This window comes from Pseudomonas sp. CCC4.1, assembly GCF_035019225.1.
GTDB lineage: Bacteria > Pseudomonadota > Gammaproteobacteria > Pseudomonadales > Pseudomonadaceae > Aquipseudomonas > Aquipseudomonas bubulae.
Map to the genome: position 1 here is coordinate 15,415 of NZ_JASJWL010000002.1, position 16,824 is coordinate 32,238.

The window sequence follows — 16,824 nt, forward strand, 5'->3', positions numbered from 1 at the left end:
TAACAAACTTTAGCCTCAGAGTCACACAGTAAGCGTTTAGCCACTTGCAATAACCTCCTAAAACTCTGCATCTGTTCCAGCGCTTTAGCTAATGCACATCACATCACATCACGAACAATGCAGCAGCCTGATCTTTATCGTTGATAAGATACCCTCCAACGTCGGGCCAATGAATATTCAACGCTTCGTCATTCCAGCGAATGCTGCGCTCAGATTCCTTATTATAGAAATTGGTCGTTTTATAACTAAATATCGTGCTTTCTTCGAGCGCAAGGAAGCCATGGGCAAATCCAGCAGGTATCCACAGCATTTTTTTATTCTCTGTATTCAATTCCAGTCCAAACCATTCGCCATACGACGGAGACCCCTGACGAATATCCACAGCGACATCGAAAGCTGCGCCATGGTTCACACAGACCAGTTTGCCTTGCGCGAAAGGCTCTAGTTGATAATGCAACCCTCGCAGAACACCCTTTTTGGAACAGGATTGATTATCCTGAACGAAAGGATCAGGAACGGGCAGCCCCAAGTGACGCAATCCTTCCTCGAATTTTTGAAGATTGAAACTTTCCATGAACCAGCCGCGTTCATCTTCGTAAACGTCCGGCTCGATGATCACCACGCCAGGCAATGTTGATGGCATAAATTTCATGCACCGCTCCCCTCAGATAACAGCTTGCCCAGGTATTGTCCGTAACCGGTTTTTTTAAATCTTTCGGCCTGCTCAGCCAACACCTGAGAGGTTATCCAGCCATTGTTGAATGCAATTTCTTCCAGGCAAGCAACCTTCAATCCCTGGCGCTTCTCAATGGTATGGACAAAATGACTCGCCTCCAGCAGTGATTCATGGGTCCCAGTGTCAAGCCAGGCAAACCCGCGCCCCAATATTTCAACGCTCAGTTCTTTCTGTTCTAGATATGCCTGGTTGACATCGGTAATCTCAAGCTCGCCCCTTGCCGAAGGTTTGATCTTCTTCGCTATCTCAACAATCTGGTTGTCGTAGAAATACAGCCCGGTCACTGCATAGTTCGATTTGGGTTTAGGCGGTTTCTCCTCGATGCTAAGCGCCTGGCCAGAGCTGTCAAACTCCACGACGCCAAAACGCTCGGGGTCACTGACGTGATAACCAAAAACTGTAGCACCTACCGTCTTTGACATTGCTGAGCGCAAGTTGTCCGAGAAGTGCTGTCCATAGAAAATATTGTCACCCAGAATCAGGCAGACCGGATCTTGACCAATAAAGGCCTCACCAATAATAAAGGCTTGTGCCAGTCCGTCGGGACTAGGTTGTTCGGCATAACTGAGCTCAATACCATAATGACTGCCATTACCTAGCAATTTTTCAAAACTTGGCAGATCTTCCGGAGTAGAAATAATCAGAATTTCCTGTATCCCCGCCAGCATCAAAACAGACAGCGGGTAAAAGATCATCGGCTTGTCGTAGATCGGCAGCATCTGTTTAGAGACTCCCAGCGTGAGCGGATGCAGGCGCGTACCCGAGCCACCAGCAAGAATGATGCCTTTACGCTTGATCGAGATCATGTTTCAAGCACTTCCTTAATTATTCGAATGCACCACTCGCAGCGCTGGCCGGTGATGAGATAAATTTTAGTTTTAAAAAAGTACGCTACCGCCCCAGGATTCTTCGTCGATTTCCTGAGAACGGTTGTAAGACTATTGATAGCCCCGGCTTTAGTCTGCGTTTATTCAACGATTGGCGATACTCGCCAAAGGCAGGCTGATCTGTTGCTGACGATTCATCAAGTTAATAAGCAGGATGACCCGCTCTTCGCCGTCCATTGTCATGAAAATGGACTCAATACCTGCGAAACCTTGATCAAGGATGGTGACTTTATCGCCAGGGTTAAATTTGGCGATAATATGAGTACTCGCGCGACTCTGCAGCTGCATAATCAGCTCGTGACCGACTGCCAGCGGCCGACCACCAAAGGCCACCACGCGAGCTACGCCACGGGTGGAGCGTAGAGGAGCCCAGTTGGCACCTTCAGGCATATGTATAAACAAGTAGCCAGGAAACAGCGATTCCTCAGCGTAGTGCATCTGGCCACGCAGGGTTCGCTCACGCCTGCATGTGGGCCGTGAACACCCATAACCCTGGCGTATAAGGTTTTCTTCTGCACGCTCGTCCTGTCTGGGCTTGCATTGCACCAGATACCACTCGCCGGTTGTGGCCACTGTCGATTCCTGAGCTGCTGCGGTGCTGATCATGGGCATGGATAATTCATTTAGTAAGTTCTTCCGTGTTTTACCATCGTACAGTGCATGTGCCAATAACAGGGTGGCCTTCAGCTCGCCGGGATGAATGCCTCAACGAATCTGTTTTGAGTTTGATACAGGTTTGACAATTTCACTTCCACCACCCGTTCCGCCACTATTTCGCCATACCCCAAGCATATTTCTCGGCCCAATGCTTCATACCTGAAACAAAGCCGAGCAAACCATGCTGATCGGCATGGGAAAATTGCCACCCAAGATGCTGATGCCTGCGCGAATGATACAGCGCTTGCCCTCCAATTCAACATAACCGCTTGGGTGCCCGTACTTTTGTATCTGGTCTGCGTCTGCAGAGTGTCATTCTTGACTTATGCAGAACCACTGATGAGCAGGCATCTCGGTGATGTGCTGCTTCAGCCGTCTCAGACAAGGATCAATGTGTGCCGACTCTCTGCTCAATTCCAGGCGCAATTAGCCTTAAAGCACCAACGCCAATAATTTCGGCGAGGGAGCATCACTGCACACAATCGAATCCTTGAGACCTGCCGCCAAAAAATTATGGAATGCATCCGACATGATCAGCTTGGACATGGGTAAGCATCAGCACTTTGATACCGGCAAGTACAAAGTTTTCGCGGATGCAATGCACCGATGACACCGCTGACAGTGCGCTCATTACCCTGAAACAGACCGCCGTCGATTAACAGATTACTCAGGGTGCCCATCTGCAACTGATGGTGCGAACCCATGACGCCGTTGACGGCGCCATGTTGAAACATGAGCTGATAAGGTACAGGTTGCTCTCAGTACAGCTCCATGAAGAAGCAATTAATCCATCAACTAGTGGCTAGCAATGTGTCAGCCCAGCCCCCTATCAGCGCAGATCCTTTTGTAAAAGGTTACCAGCACCCGTTGTTTCAGTCGGATCTCTTCGGCTTTGCACCGAGAGAGGCTGGTGAAGCCCGTCACGACGCTGAGCTACAAAGTACTTGGCGATAACGATCAAGATGCCAAACAGAGCGCCCAGCACCAACCCCAACAAGGTAATCAAGGCTTTTTTTGGCTTGATTGGAGCCACGGGTTCCAGAGCCTTGCGGTCAATGGATACCAGCTTCAAATTAGTAAAATCGAGATTGCTAACCCCACCCAAACGGACAATTTCTGCACGCAGTGGCTCGACACCACTTAAAAAGAGGTCTTCATTTTGACGCAGCTTAAGAACTTCGACTTCACGGTTGCTTTGCAACAACAACAGTTCACGAGCGATCTGGGCGATACGGTTTTCGGTAAAATCGTCGTTACTACGATTCTTCAAAGCAGCACGCTCTGCCTCTAGCGCCTCTACACCAAGAAAGTACAAGGGGATCTGTTGATTGTTTATTTCGGTGCGCATAAGACTGGAATCAGCCGGTCGCGCAGAATCGCCCAAAGCGGAGGGGGTTGTAGGCTTTTGTATACCCAGCGCCTTGGCAATGCCAATGGCCTCACTCAACTGGGCCATACGATCCATGCGTCCAGTCTTGAGCTGTTGACGCAAAGCCTTGAGTTCGTCCTGCAATTGCGCGCGCTTGAGATTATCCGTCTCGAGCAAGGTAGCAATCCGCGCCTGCTTTTCGGTCTCATAGTTGGAGCGAGCAGCGTCGATCTTACCCTTGAGCTCGGTTAAACGATTATTGACGATAACCTTCAGATCGGCGGAAATTTGATCACGCTCAGCTGTAATGGCGTGATCCACAAATCCGTTAAGAATTTGCACACCGTCCACACCCTTGGGGTAGTTCAGCTCCAAGCCTATGGAAACATTAAGCGAATCAGCTTTTGTTGGATCAGGCAGAATCAGCTTCAGCGAGTCACGATTGAAATCTTCAAAACTCTGTTCCAAGGTCCGGCCCGGACGCTTGAATTGGCTGAACAGAGCCTGATTAGCTTTGAAAAAGCTCAGGCGCGTCTCATAGGACTCAAGTGATGAACCGACTTTTAACAAAGCTTCTTTAGGCGGCAAGGTGTAAACACCCGAACGATTGAGGGCATCCAGTTCGTTGATCGCGGCAGGCCGCAAGATGCTGCTCACCTGGTACTCAGGCGTCACGAAATAGGCATAACCCAATGCTGCAATGCCACAAAGCGCGCTCGTTGCAATGATGATGGATTTTTTGTTCCAGACCGCCTGAAATAAAGTGAACAGGTCCACTTCAAACGACGGATTTCCAGCGGGGATACGGGATTTGCTATTCACAACCGGGGCCTGCCTTCTAAAAGAAACTGCGGACTCGTTATGCAGGAATTCTTACATACGCTTAACTGGCTTTTATTGTTTTAATCATCAGGCTTGAGCATCAATGCGCACCTGATAAAGCATAAAAATCACTGGCAATCGAGAGCAGCCCGCATTTTGCCAGCATTCCAGAACATTTCAATATAAGAGTGGCACAATGATGTTATTTCCGGCTCAACGGAATGTTTGAGGCTTAAACCATTCTTTAAATACCAACTATCCAAACATTCCTTTCCCTGCCTAATGCGCCATCCATGGTGCAAATGGGATCCAGACGCGCCTAAATTGCTGGCTTGGCTTGCACCATCAGCTCGAGCTTCAGCTTGCGGGCTTTGCGACTGTAGGCTAGCCAACCCAGAACAGGGCCGATAGCCATACCTAGCAGCAGTGCGCAGATGATCAACAACGACCCAGGTAATTCGGGTGTGCGCCAGCCCAAAAACACCAATGCTACAGGCTGTTGATTTTCCAGGATAAAAATAAGCACCCCAAAAATGACAATCAGCCCAAATACCACTGACGCAGCACGCTTAAAGGTACGCATCGGCAACTCCTGTTCCCTGAAGGTTAAATGTCGTCTTCCTCATCCTCGTTCACCCGGTCTCGCAGCTCTTTGCCCGGTTTGAAATGAGGCACAAATTTTCCATCCAGGCTGACCGACTGGCCTGTCTTGGGGTTGCGACCTACACGAGGGGCGCGGTAATGCAGGGAGAAGCTGCCAAAACCACGGATTTCAATACGATCCCCGGTCGCGAGGCATTGAGACATTTGTTCAAGCATGGTCTTGATGGCCAACTCCACATCCTTGGATGAGAGTAGCCCTTGATGGGTGACAATTCGTTCGATCAACTCCGACTTCGTCATATTTTTCCCTTCTTTTTCAAGCAGCTAGATCAGCGCTCCCAAGGTTTTAGCATGATCGAATGAATTTGAACAGCCCAGGGATTGACTTATCTTTACAACCCGCATAAGCACTGTAAAAAATCGACTCCACCACCCACCATCATAGCCATCAGGCCCAAATAGCCCATGGTCGCTCACAGGCCGCACAACGACAGCACTCACCCTGCCCCACAGCTAGCTCCCTGACGTGCAGCAAACCGACCTACACAAGATCCTGCCAAGCACCATCACAAATCGCAGGCACAAAAAAGGGCGACCTAAGTCGCCCTTTTTCTATGGTCAATCAGAACTTAGTTCTGTTTTTCCATTTGTGCACGCAGCAGGTCGCCCAAAGTGGTCGGACCAGCAGCAATGTCAGAGGTAGCTGGCTTGTCGCGCAGGCTCTGGATTGCTTCTTTCTCTTCAGCATCATCTTTCGACTTGATGGAGAGTTGGATTACGCGGCTCTTGCGATCAACGCTGATGATCTTGGCTTCTACTTCTTCGCCTTCTTTCAGAACGTTGCGCGCGTCTTCAACGCGGTCACGGCTGATTTCGGAGGCTTTCAGAGTCGCTTCGATATCGTTGGCCAGAGTGATGATGGCGCCTTTAGCGTCAACTTCTTTCACGATGCCCTTAACGATTGCGCCTTTGTCGTTCTCTTGTACGTACTCGGAGAACGGATCGCTTTCCAGCTGCTTGATACCCAGGGAGATGCGTTCGCGCTCTGGATCAACAGACAGGATAACGGTGTCCAGCTCGTCGCCCTTCTTGAAACGACGTACGGCTTCTTCGCCAACTTCGTTCCAGGAGATGTCGGACAGGTGAACCAGGCCGTCGATGCCGCCGTCCAGACCAATGAAGATACCGAAATCGGTGATCGACTTGATGGTGCCGGAGATTTTATCGCCCTTGTTGAACTGGCCAGAGAAATCTTCCCATGGGTTAGATTTGCACTGCTTGATGCCCAGGGAGATACGACGACGCTCTTCGTCGATGTCCAGAACCATAACTTCCACTTCGTCGCCGACTTGTACGACTTTCGAAGGGTGGATGTTTTTGTTGGTCCAGTCCATTTCCGAAACGTGTACCAGACCTTCAACGCCTTCTTCCAGCTCTGCGAAGCAGCCGTAGTCAGTCAGGTTGGTTACACGAGCGGTAACGCGAGTGCTTTCTGGGTAACGGGCTTTGATAGCAACCCATGGATCTTCGCCCAGTTGCTTCAGGCCCAGGGAAACACGATTGCGTTCGCGATCATATTTCAGAACCTTGACATCGATCTCGTCGCCAACGTTGACGATTTCGGAAGGATGCTTGATACGCTTCCAAGCCATGTCAGTGATGTGCAGCAGGCCATCAACGCCACCCAGATCGACGAATGCGCCGTAATCGGTGAGGTTTTTGACGATACCTTTAACTTGCTGACCTTCTTGCAGCGATTCCAGCAGAGCTTCACGCTCGGCGGAGTTCTCTGCTTCCAGCACGCTGCGACGCGAAACAACTACGTTGTTGCGCTTCTGGTCCAGCTTGATGACCTTGAATTCCAGCTCTTTGCCTTCCAGGTGCGTAGTATCGCGCACTGGACGAACGTCAACCAGAGAACCTGGCAGGAACGCACGGATGCCGTTAACGTCGACAGTGAAGCCGCCTTTAACCTTACCGTTGATAACGCCCTTGACCACTTCTTCTGCTGCGAAGGCTGCTTCCAGAACGATCCAGCATTCAGCGCGCTTGGCTTTTTCACGGGACAGTTTGGTTTCGCCAAAGCCGTCTTCGACCGCGTCCAGCGCAACGTGAACTTCATCACCGATGTTGATGTTCAGTTCGCCAGCGTCGTTGTGGAACTGCTCCAGCGGGATGAGGCCTTCCGACTTCAAACCAGCGTGAACGGTTACCCAACCAGCTTGGTAATCGATATCAACGATGATAGCGGTGATGATCGAGCCAGCCTGAAGATTCAGGGTTTTTAGGCTTTCTTCAAAGAGTTCTGCAAAGCTTTCGCTCATTTTAATTCCTGTTGTTCAAGGGCGAAGGAATACGCCCATCAGCCACATTCCAGACAATGTGGGTTACGTTCATATAAAAGAAGGCATGCAGGACTATTTCTGGTCTCCTGCACGCTTTCTTGGTCATCCAGCGATATCGCGAAGTGCGATTTCGCTCATGATGCGTTCCAGCACCTGCTCGATGGACAACTCCGTGGAGTCCAGCTGTATGGCATCAGCCGCCGGCTTGAGCGGGGCTATTGCACGCTGTGTGTCACGCTCGTCGCGGGCACGAATCTCATCTAGCAGACCCGAGAGACTAACATCATCGCCCTTGGCCTTCAACTGCAAGTAACGGCGGCGGGCCCGTTCCTCAGCGCTAGCGGTCAGAAAAACCTTCAATGGCGCGTCAGGAAAGACCACGGTACCCATGTCCCGACCATCTGCAACCAGCCCCGGGAACTCAAGGAAAGCACGCTGACGCTGCAGCAACGCATCGCGAACAGCCGGCAAAGCCGCGACTTTCGAGGCTCCGGCCGCTACGGTCTCACTGCGGATGGCGTGAGTCACGTCATCACCTTCCAGAATGATCCGCGCCGGCTTACCGTCCGTCGCGCCGATGAACTGCACATCAAGATGCGCAGCCAGTTTTTCCAGCAACGCCTCGTTATCCAGGGCCACACCATGGTTACCTGCGGCAAACGCCAGCAGGCGGTACAGAGCACCGGAGTCGAGCAAATTCCACCCCAGGCGCTTGGCCAGGATGCCAGCAACCGTGCCTTTACCTGAACCGCTTGGGCCGTCGATGGTGATAACCGGTGCCGAAACCATCACGAGTTTGCCTCTTGAGCAACACGCATGCCCACTTGCTTGCACAGAGCAAGGAAGTTGGGGAAAGAAGTCGCCACGTTGGCGCAATCATGGATACGGATGGGTGCGGTTGCGCGCAACGAAGCCACACTGAAGGCCATTGCGATACGGTGATCGCCATGACCATGAACCTCACCACCGCCAATAGTGCCACCATCAATGATGATGCCATCCGGTGTCGGCTCGCACTTCACGCCCAGGGTCAGCAAGCCATCTGCCATTACCTGGATCCGGTCGGACTCCTTGACCCGCAGCTCTTCAGCACCCCGAAGGATCGTACGACCCTCAGCCACGGCCGCGGCCACAAAGAGTACCGGGAACTCGTCAATCGCCAGCGGCACCAGCTCTTCCGGAATCTCGATACCCTTGAGTTTAGCAGCCCGCACGCGCAGGTCCGCCACTGGCTCACCGCCCACTTCGCGTTGATTTTCCAGGGTGATATCCGCCCCCATCAGACGCAAGATGTCGATAACGCCGGTACGGGTCGGATTGATGCCCACATGCTCAAGCAGCAGATCCGAGCCTTCTGCGATCGAAGCGGCGACCAGGAAGAACGCCGACGAGGAAATATCCCCCGGCACTTCGATATGGGTCGCCGTCAGCTTGTGGCCCGACTCAACCGAAGCAGTAGGACCATTAACAGTTACCGGGTATCCGAAGCCTTGCAGCATGCGCTCGGTATGGTCACGAGTCGGTGCAGGCTCGGTTACCGAGGTCTTGCCTTCTGCATACAGGCCCGCCAGCAACAGGCAGGATTTAACCTGGGCACTGGCCATCGGCAAGGTGTAATCCATACCCTTGAGCGCATGACCACCACGAATGGTCATCGGCGGGCGACCTTCGGCAGCGGTCTCAATCACGGCACCCATTTCACGCAATGGATTGGCCACACGGTTCATCGGGCGCTTGGTCAGGGACGCATCGCCGGTCAGGGTGGTGTCGAAGCTCTGTGCTGCCAGCAGGCCGGACAACAGGCGCATCGAAGTACCCGAGTTGCCCAGGTAGATCGGGCCAGGTGGCGCTTTCAGACCGTGCAGGCCAACGCCATGAATGGTCACGCGACCATGATGCGGGCCCTCAATCACCACGCCCATGTCACGGAACGCCTGCAGCGTCGCCAGGGCATCTTCACCCTCAAGGAAACCTTCCACTTCGGTCGTACCTTCAGCCAGCGAGCCGAGCATGATCGAGCGGTGGGAAATGGATTTGTCGCCTGGTACGCGAATTCGGCCAGTTACTTGACCACCAGGATTTGCCAAAAAAATCAGATCGTTGGAATTCATAGCGTCCACATATGCCCGGCGGGCCAGGATTTTACTGAAATGCTCGCGGGCAACCCGGGCGCGAGTGAAAACGCCCAGCAATTGATGCCCATCCCCTGCATCGACCGCGTCGCGCAAAGCGTCGAGATCACTGCGAAATGTATCCAATGTGCGCAGCACTGCCTCGCGATTAGCGAGAAAAATGTCATGCCACATTACCGGGTCGCTGCCGGCGATTCTTGTGAAATCACGGAAGCCACCCGCTGCGTAACGGAAGATGTCCAGATTCTCGTTGCGCTTGGCAAGAGAGTCCACCAGCCCGAAAGCCAGCAAATGAGGTAAATGGCTGGTTGCAGCCAGTACCTCGTCATGTCGCTCGACCTGCATATGCTCGACGTCTGCCCCCAGGGCGCGCCACATCGCATCAACCAGAGCCAGCGCATCGGCATCGGTCTGAGCCACAGGCGTCAAAATCACCTTGTGCCTCTCAAACAGACTGGCATTCGAAGCTTCTACACCACTCTGTTCAGACCCGGCAATCGGATGGCCAGGTACAAAGCGCGCAGGCATGCCACCAAAGGCTTGTGCCGCTGCCCGCACAACATTGCCTTTGGCACTGCCCACATCGGTAAGCACCGCGTTACCCAGATCCATGCCCGCCAGAAGGCCGAGCATTTTTTCCATGGCCAGAATCGGCACGGCCAACTGAATCACATCTGCGCCCACGCAAGCAGCGGCCAGATTTGCTTCACAGCGATCGACCACTCCCAGCTCAACGGCCAGAACACAGGATTCGGGATCGAGATCAACACCGACCACTTCGTCGCACAGACCGCTCTCACGCATGCCCTTGGCGAAAGACCCGCCAATCAGACCCAACCCGACAACGACCAGCCGCCCTATTACAGGCCTTACAGATTGCACAGACATTACATCAACCACGAGCAAGAACCTTGGACAGCGCTTCAAGCAGGCGAGTGTTTTCCGCCGGCAAACCAATAGTGATACGCAGATGGTCAGGCATTCCGTAGTTGGCCACCGGACGCACTATGACACCTTCACGCAACAGCCCCTGATAGACGGGAGCCGCTACCTGACCGAGATCCAGCGCGATAAAATTGCCGCGCGACGGGATCCAGCCCAGGCCCAACTCACGAAAACCGTCCTGTAACTGCTGCATGCCGGCCTCGTTCAGGCGGCGGCTTTGCTCCAGGTAATCGCTGTCTTTCAGCGCCGCGCAAGCCGCAGCCAGCGCCAGACTGTTGACGTTGAATGGCTGGCGAACGCGGTTCAGCACATCGGCCACCACCGCCGTTGACAACCCATAACCCACCCGCAACGCGGCCAGGCCATAGGCCTTGGAGAACGTGCGGGAAACCAGCAGGTTGGGATACCCCGACAAAAACTCCAGACCATCGGGCAGATCACCGCCCTCTGCGTACTCGATATAAGCTTCGTCCAGCACCACAAGCACGTGTTCGGGCACGTCCTGCAAAAACTCGTTCAGCGCATCGACGCCAAACCAGGTACCGGTCGGGTTGTTCGGGTTGGCAATAAAGACCACCCGGGTATCACTGTCGATGGCAGCCAGCATGGCAGGCAGGTCATGCCCCCAGTCCTTGGCCGGCACAACGCGGGCCTGGGCACCTACCGCCTGGGTCACAATCGGATACACGGCAAATGCATGCTCACTGAACACGGCATTTAGCCCCGGCGCCAGGTAGGCACGCGCCACCAGCTCCAGAATATCGTTAGAACCGTTGCCCAGTGTTACCTGGTCAAGCTGTACGCCACACTGCTCAGCCAACAGGCTTTTCAGGGCAAAGCCATTGCCATCCGGGTAGCGCGTCAATTCGGCCAGCTCGGCACGAATGGCTTCCAGCGCCTTGGGGCTCGCACCCAAAGGGTTTTCGTTGCTGGCCAGCTTGACGATCGTGGCCGGATCCAGATCCAGTTCACGCGCCAGCTCATCCACAGGTTTACCCGGGACATAAGGCGAAAGTTGTTGTACGCCCGGCTGTGCCAGGGCGAGGAAATCACCGCTCATGTTTTATCGCCTCAGAGAACCGCTTTCGGGTAGGAACCCAATACTTTAAGCGCTACGGCTTCTTGACTGATCTGCTCCAGGACACTTTTGACCAAGGGGTCGCGGTGATGACCAGCAAAGTCGATGAAAAACACATAGGTCCATTTACCGCTACGCGAAGGACGCGTCTCAATACGCGTCAGATCGATCCCGTTCTCATGGAACGGCACCAGCAGCTCATGCAGGGCGCCAGGACGGTTGCTCATGGACACAATGATCGACGTCTTGTCATCGCCAGTGGGTGGCACTTCCTGACTGCCAATCATCAAGAACCGCGTGGAGTTGTCCGGGCGGTCTTCAATTTTTTCGGCCAGTCGGGTCAAGCCGTACAGGCCAGCAGCCATATCACCGGCAATGGCAGCGGAGTTCCACTCACCCTTGACCCGTTTGGCCGCTTCGGCATTGCTCGACACCGCAATACGCTCGACATTCGGGTAGTGTGCATCCAGCCATTTGCGGCACTGAGCCAGCGACTGGGCGTGGGAGTAAATGCGGCTGATACTGTCCGTCTTGGTGTTTTCGCCGACCAGCAGGTGATGGTGGATGCGCAGCTCTACTTCACCGCAGATCACCATGTCATGCTCAAGGAAGCTGTCGAGAGTGTGGTTGACTGCGCCTTCTGTGGAGTTTTCCACTGGCACCACGCCAAAATTCACTGCACCGGCAGCCACTTCGCGGAATACTTCGTCAATGGCAGCCATCGGCTTGCTGATCACGGCATGCCCAAAGTGCTTCATGGCCGCAGCCTGGGTAAAGGTACCCTCGGGGCCGAGATAAGCCACTTTCAGCGGCTGCTCCAGCGCCAGGCACGAGGACATGATTTCGCGGAACAACCGCGCCATCTCTTCGTTGCCCAACGGGCCTTTATTGCGCTCCATAACGCGCTTGAGCACCTGAGCCTCACGCTCAGGCCGGTAAAATACCGGCACTTCACCCTCAGCCAGGGAAGCCATCTTGACCCGCGCCACTTCCTGGGCACAACGCGCCCGCTCGCTGATAAGCTCCAGGACTTTTTCGTCCAGACTGTCGATACGCAGGCGCAGCGCCTTGAGTTCTTGCTCGGACATTAGCCGTGTTCCTTTTCGAACTCTGCCATGTAAGCCACCAGCGCGTTAACCGCGTTGATATCCACAGCGTTATAGATCGATGCGCGCATGCCACCAACGGAGCGGTGCCCCTTGAGGTTCAGCAGCCCGCGTGCTTCAGCGCCTGCCAGGAATGGCTTGTCGAGGCGATCGTCCGCCAGACGGAACGGGACGTTCATCCACGAGCGATCAGAAAGGTTGATCGGGTTGCTGTACAGGCCACTGGCGTCGATAAAGTCGTACAAGGTACGTTTTTTCACTTCATTGAGCTTGCCGATTGCCTCGACACCGCCCTGCTCCTTGAGCCATTCGAATACCAGACCTGACAGGTACCAGGCCAGGGTCGGTGGCGTGTTGTACATCGAGCCGTTGTCAGCCGCGACCTTGTAATCGAGCATGGTCGGGCAGATCGAACGCGCACGACCCAGCAGATCTTCGCGAATGATATTGACCACGATGCCACTTGGGCCGATGTTTTTCTGGGCACCCGCGTAGATCATGCCAAAACGGGACACATCAACCGGGCGCGACAGAATATCCGAAGACATGTCAGCGACCAATGGCACATCGCCAGTCTCAGGGATCCAGTTGAATTCCAGACCGCCGATGGTTTCGTTTGGCGCGTAATGAACGTAGGCCGCGTCTTTCGACAGATTCCACTCATTTTGACCAGGAATCGCGAAGTAATCGTAAGGTTTGGCGGTTGCTGCCACGTTGACGTGACCGAAACGCGACGCCTCTTCAATGGCCTTCTGCGACCAGATACCGGTATCGATGTAATCCGCCTTGCCATTTTCAGGCAACAGATTCAGCGGGATCTGGGCAAACTGTTGGCTGGCACCGCCTTGCAGAAACAGGACTTTGTAGTTCGAGGGAATAGACAGCAGGTCACGCAGATCCTGCTCAGCCTTGGTCGCAATGGACACGAACTCATCGCTGCGATGGCTCATTTCCATGACCGAGAGGCCCTTGCCATGCCAGTCGAGCAACTCGGACTGGGCACGCAACAGAACAGCTTCAGGTAGCGCAGCAGGACCTGCGCAGAAGTTATAGGCTCGTTTGCTCACTTCCACTCTCACTCTGATTTGGTGGTCACGCAATAAATCAACTCTCGACACATTGTTGCTTGTAGAAGCGGGCTTGCTAGCGATACGGGCAGTAATGTCTATCTGACATACCGCGCTGATGCCATCGCGAGCAGGCTCGCTCCCACAGTGTCGCAAACTTTCATACTGGACATACAACAAGGGGGCGAATTCTCATCCGCCCCCTGTGTGTCCGCTTATTCCTGCGGCTCTTCGTCAGCGCCAGCCTCTAGCGGCTGCTCGTCGTCTGCGCCATCCTGGATGGCCTCACCGTCGAACTCTGCACCGCCTTCATCTTCGAGCTCTTCGCCTTCAACTTCAGAAGGCTCCTGAACCCGCTCAAGCCCTACCAGCGTTTCGTCACTGGCCAGCTTGATCAAGGTGACGCCCTGGGTATTACGACCCAGGCTCGACACTTCGTCGACACGCGTACGTACCAGAGTGCCCTGATCCGAAATCAACATGATTTCTTCACCGTCCTGCACCTGAACCGCACCGACCAGACGGCCATTACGCTCGTTGCTGACCATGGCGATAACACCCTGGCCGCCACGCTTGTACTCTGGGAACTCGCTGATCGCCGTACGCTTGCCATAGCCACGCGCCGAAGCGGTAAGGATCTGGCTACCCTCCTCAGGGATCAGCATGGAAATCAGCTTCTGCCCTTCTGGCAGACGCATGCCGCGTACACCGCGGGCAGTACGGCCCATGGCACGGACATCGGACTCTTTGAAGCGAGTCACCTTGCCACCGTCGGAGAACAGCATGACTTCACGCTCGCCATCGGTGATCGCAGCGCTGATCAGCACGTCGCCTTCGTCCAGTTCCAGCGCGATCAAGCCTACGCTGCGCTGACGGCTGAAGGCTTCCAGAGGGGTCTTCTTCACGGTGCCGTTGGCGGTCGCCATAAAGATGAAGTGACCCTCGGTGTACTCTTCGACCGGCAGCATGGTGGTGATGTATTCACCCTCATCCAGCGGCAGCAGGTTCACCAGCGGACGACCACGGGCAGCGCGGGACGCCTCAGGAATTTCATAGGTCTTCAGCCAGTACACCTTGCCCTTGCTGGAGAACAGCAGCAGCGTGGTGTGACTGTTGGCAACCAGCAGGTGAGCGATGTAGTCCTCATCCTTGACGCCAGTAGCCGACTTGCCTTTACCGCCACGACGCTGGGCCTGGTACGCAGCCAATGGCTGGGTCTTGGCATAGCCACCGTGGGAAATGGTCACGACGCGCTCTTCTTCCGGGATCATGTCACCCAGGGTCAGATCAAGACGGTGATCCAGGATTTCGGTACGACGCACATCGCCGTATTCGGCGCGAATGACTTCCAGCTCTTCGCGGATCACTTCCATCAGGCGCACGGCGCTATTGAGGATGCGGATCAGCTCACCGATCTGGTTGAGAATTTCCTGGTACTCGGCCAGCAGCTTTTCGTGCTCCAGACCGGTCAAGCGGTGCAGGCGCAACTCAAGAATGGCCTGGGCCTGCTCCGGCGACAGGAAGTATTTGCCATCACGCAGACCGTATTGCGGATCGAGGTTTTCCGGACGGCACGAATCGGCACCGGCGCGCTCAACCATGGCCACTACCGCTGTCGACTCCCAAGGGGTGTTGATCAGCGCTTCCTTGGCTTCGGACGGGGTTGGCGAGGCCTTGATCAGTGCAATGACCGGATCGATGTTGGACAGGGCTACGGCCTGGCCTTCAAGGATATGGCCTCGCTCGCGGGCTTTGCGCAGCTCGAAAACAGTACGACGGGTAACCACTTCACGACGGTGACGTACGAAAGCTTCGAGCAGGTCCTTGAGGTTCAGGATGCGCGGGCGGCCATCGATCAGGGCAACGATGTTGATACCGAAAACACTTTGCAGCTGGGTCTGGGCATAAAGGTTATTGAGAATAACCTCCGGCACCTCACCACGGCGCAGCTCGATCACAACGCGCATGCCGTCTTTGTCGGACTCGTCACGCAGCTCGGTGATGCCTTCAAGCTTCTTCTCTTTTACCAGCTCGGCGATCTTTTCGATCAGGCGAGCCTTGTTCAGCTGGTACGGCAGCTCGGTGATGACGATCTGTTGACGACCACCGACCTTGTCGATGTCTTCGATCATCGAGCGGGCGCGCATGTAAATGCGGCCACGGCCCGTGCGATAGGCTTCGATGATACCGGCACGGCCGTTGATGATGGCGGCAGTCGGGAAGTCCGGGCCCGGGATGAACTGCATCAGTTCATCGATGCTCAGTTCCGGGTTGTCGATCAGCGCCAGGCAGCCGTCGATGACTTCACCCAGGTTATGCGGCGGAATATTGGTGGCCATACCCACGGCGATACCGCTTGAGCCGTTGACCAGCAAGTTGGGAATTCGTGTCGGCATGACGGCCGGGATCATTTCCGTGCCGTCGTAGTTCGGCACCCAGTCCACGGTCTCTTTGTGCAAGTCGGCCAGCAATTCGTGGGCCAGCTTGGTCATACGCACTTCGGTGTATCGCATGGCCGCAGCGTTGTCGCCGTCGACCGAACCGAAGTTGCCCTGACCGTCTACCAGCAGGTAGCGCAGGGAGAATGGCTGAGCCATTCGAACGATGGTGTCGTAAACAGCAGTATCACCATGCGGGTGATACTTACCGATTACGTCACCGACCACACGGGCAGATTTCTTGTACGGCTTGTTCCAGTCGTTGTTCAGTTCGCTCATCGCAAACAGCACACGCCTGTGCACGGGCTTCAAGCCATCGCGCGCATCAGGCAGTGCCCGCCCGACAATTACGCTCATTGCGTAGTCGAGGTAGGACTGTTTCAGCTCGTCTTCGATATTGACCGGGAGGATTTCTTTGGCCAGTTCGCCCATGAGAAGCCTGATTCCTTTTTCGGGTGAAACTTCGCCACATCCATTCGGGACGAACGAAGCTCGCCGCCGCTGGCCACGTGCCACGCAACGACTTACGACAAATCAACAAGTTATGTCACGGATTTGCGCAGTAAGGGCAACCCTTGCGGGTCACCCTGGAAACCGCCGAATGTTATCACAATCGCCGCCACGCACCTATCCCTCAGA

At 54.6% G+C, this 16,824-nt stretch carries 13 protein-coding genes; all 13 read right to left on the minus strand.

Annotated elements, in window-relative coordinates:
* Window positions 1-103: 103 nt before the first annotated feature.
* Window positions 104-652, minus strand: a complete 549-nt coding sequence (gene rfbC, locus QN377_RS01220) for a dTDP-4-dehydrorhamnose 3,5-epimerase (RefSeq protein WP_095019023.1) — start codon at window positions 650-652, stop codon at window positions 104-106.
* Window positions 649-1,542 carry a glucose-1-phosphate thymidylyltransferase RfbA gene (gene rfbA / locus QN377_RS01225; protein WP_095019024.1) on the minus strand — a complete coding sequence of 298 codons (894 nt, stop codon included), beginning with the start codon at window positions 1,540-1,542 and terminating at the stop codon, window positions 649-651. Before rfbA ends, rfbC begins: the two co-directional genes overlap by 4 nt.
* Window positions 1,543-1,707: 165 nt before the next feature.
* A complete protein-coding gene (gene rfaH, locus QN377_RS01230; RefSeq protein ID WP_374116686.1) occupies window positions 1,708-2,229 on the minus strand; it encodes a transcription/translation regulatory transformer protein RfaH in 522 nt (173 codons plus the stop codon).
* Between the two features lie 880 nt (window positions 2,230-3,109).
* On the minus strand, window positions 3,110-4,471 hold the full coding sequence (locus QN377_RS01235) for a Wzz/FepE/Etk N-terminal domain-containing protein (protein WP_178084398.1): 1,362 nt from the start codon (window positions 4,469-4,471) through the stop codon (window positions 3,110-3,112).
* 319 nt (window positions 4,472-4,790) lie between these two features.
* Entirely contained in the window at window positions 4,791-5,054 is a 264-nt protein-coding gene (locus tag QN377_RS01240) for a lipopolysaccharide assembly protein LapA domain-containing protein (RefSeq protein ID WP_095019026.1), read from the minus strand.
* A 23-nt stretch (window positions 5,055-5,077) separates the two neighbouring features.
* A complete protein-coding gene (ihfB, locus tag QN377_RS01245; protein ID WP_003447108.1) occupies window positions 5,078-5,374 on the minus strand; it encodes an integration host factor subunit beta in 297 nt (98 codons plus the stop codon).
* Between the two features lie 329 nt (window positions 5,375-5,703).
* Window positions 5,704-7,398 carry a 30S ribosomal protein S1 gene (gene rpsA, locus QN377_RS01250; protein WP_016780248.1) on the minus strand — a complete coding sequence of 565 codons (1,695 nt, stop codon included), beginning with the start codon at window positions 7,396-7,398 and terminating at the stop codon, window positions 5,704-5,706.
* Window positions 7,399-7,521: 123 nt separating this feature from the next.
* Window positions 7,522-8,208, minus strand: a complete 687-nt coding sequence (cmk, locus tag QN377_RS01255) for a (d)CMP kinase (protein WP_083369851.1) — start codon at window positions 8,206-8,208, stop codon at window positions 7,522-7,524.
* Window positions 8,208-10,439 (minus strand): bifunctional prephenate dehydrogenase/3-phosphoshikimate 1-carboxyvinyltransferase, encoded by a 2,232-nt coding sequence (locus tag QN377_RS01260; RefSeq protein ID WP_095002825.1) that lies wholly within the window; start codon window positions 10,437-10,439, stop codon window positions 8,208-8,210. Before QN377_RS01260 ends, cmk begins: the two co-directional genes overlap by 1 nt.
* A 4-nt stretch (window positions 10,440-10,443) precedes the next feature.
* Window positions 10,444-11,556, minus strand: a complete 1,113-nt coding sequence (hisC, locus tag QN377_RS01265) for a histidinol-phosphate transaminase (protein WP_095002805.1) — start codon at window positions 11,554-11,556, stop codon at window positions 10,444-10,446.
* An 11-nt stretch (window positions 11,557-11,567) separates the two neighbouring features.
* Window positions 11,568-12,662, minus strand: a complete 1,095-nt coding sequence (pheA, locus tag QN377_RS01270; RefSeq protein ID WP_016780245.1) for a prephenate dehydratase — start codon at window positions 12,660-12,662, stop codon at window positions 11,568-11,570.
* Window positions 12,662-13,747 (minus strand): 3-phosphoserine/phosphohydroxythreonine transaminase, encoded by a 1,086-nt coding sequence (gene serC, locus QN377_RS01275; RefSeq protein WP_095002826.1) that lies wholly within the window; start codon window positions 13,745-13,747, stop codon window positions 12,662-12,664. The genes pheA and serC overlap by 1 nt, the downstream gene beginning before the upstream one ends.
* Before the next feature lie 215 nt (window positions 13,748-13,962).
* On the minus strand, window positions 13,963-16,617 hold the full coding sequence (gyrA, locus tag QN377_RS01280) for a DNA gyrase subunit A (RefSeq protein ID WP_095019027.1): 2,655 nt from the start codon (window positions 16,615-16,617) through the stop codon (window positions 13,963-13,965).
* Window positions 16,618-16,824 lie beyond the last annotated feature (207 nt).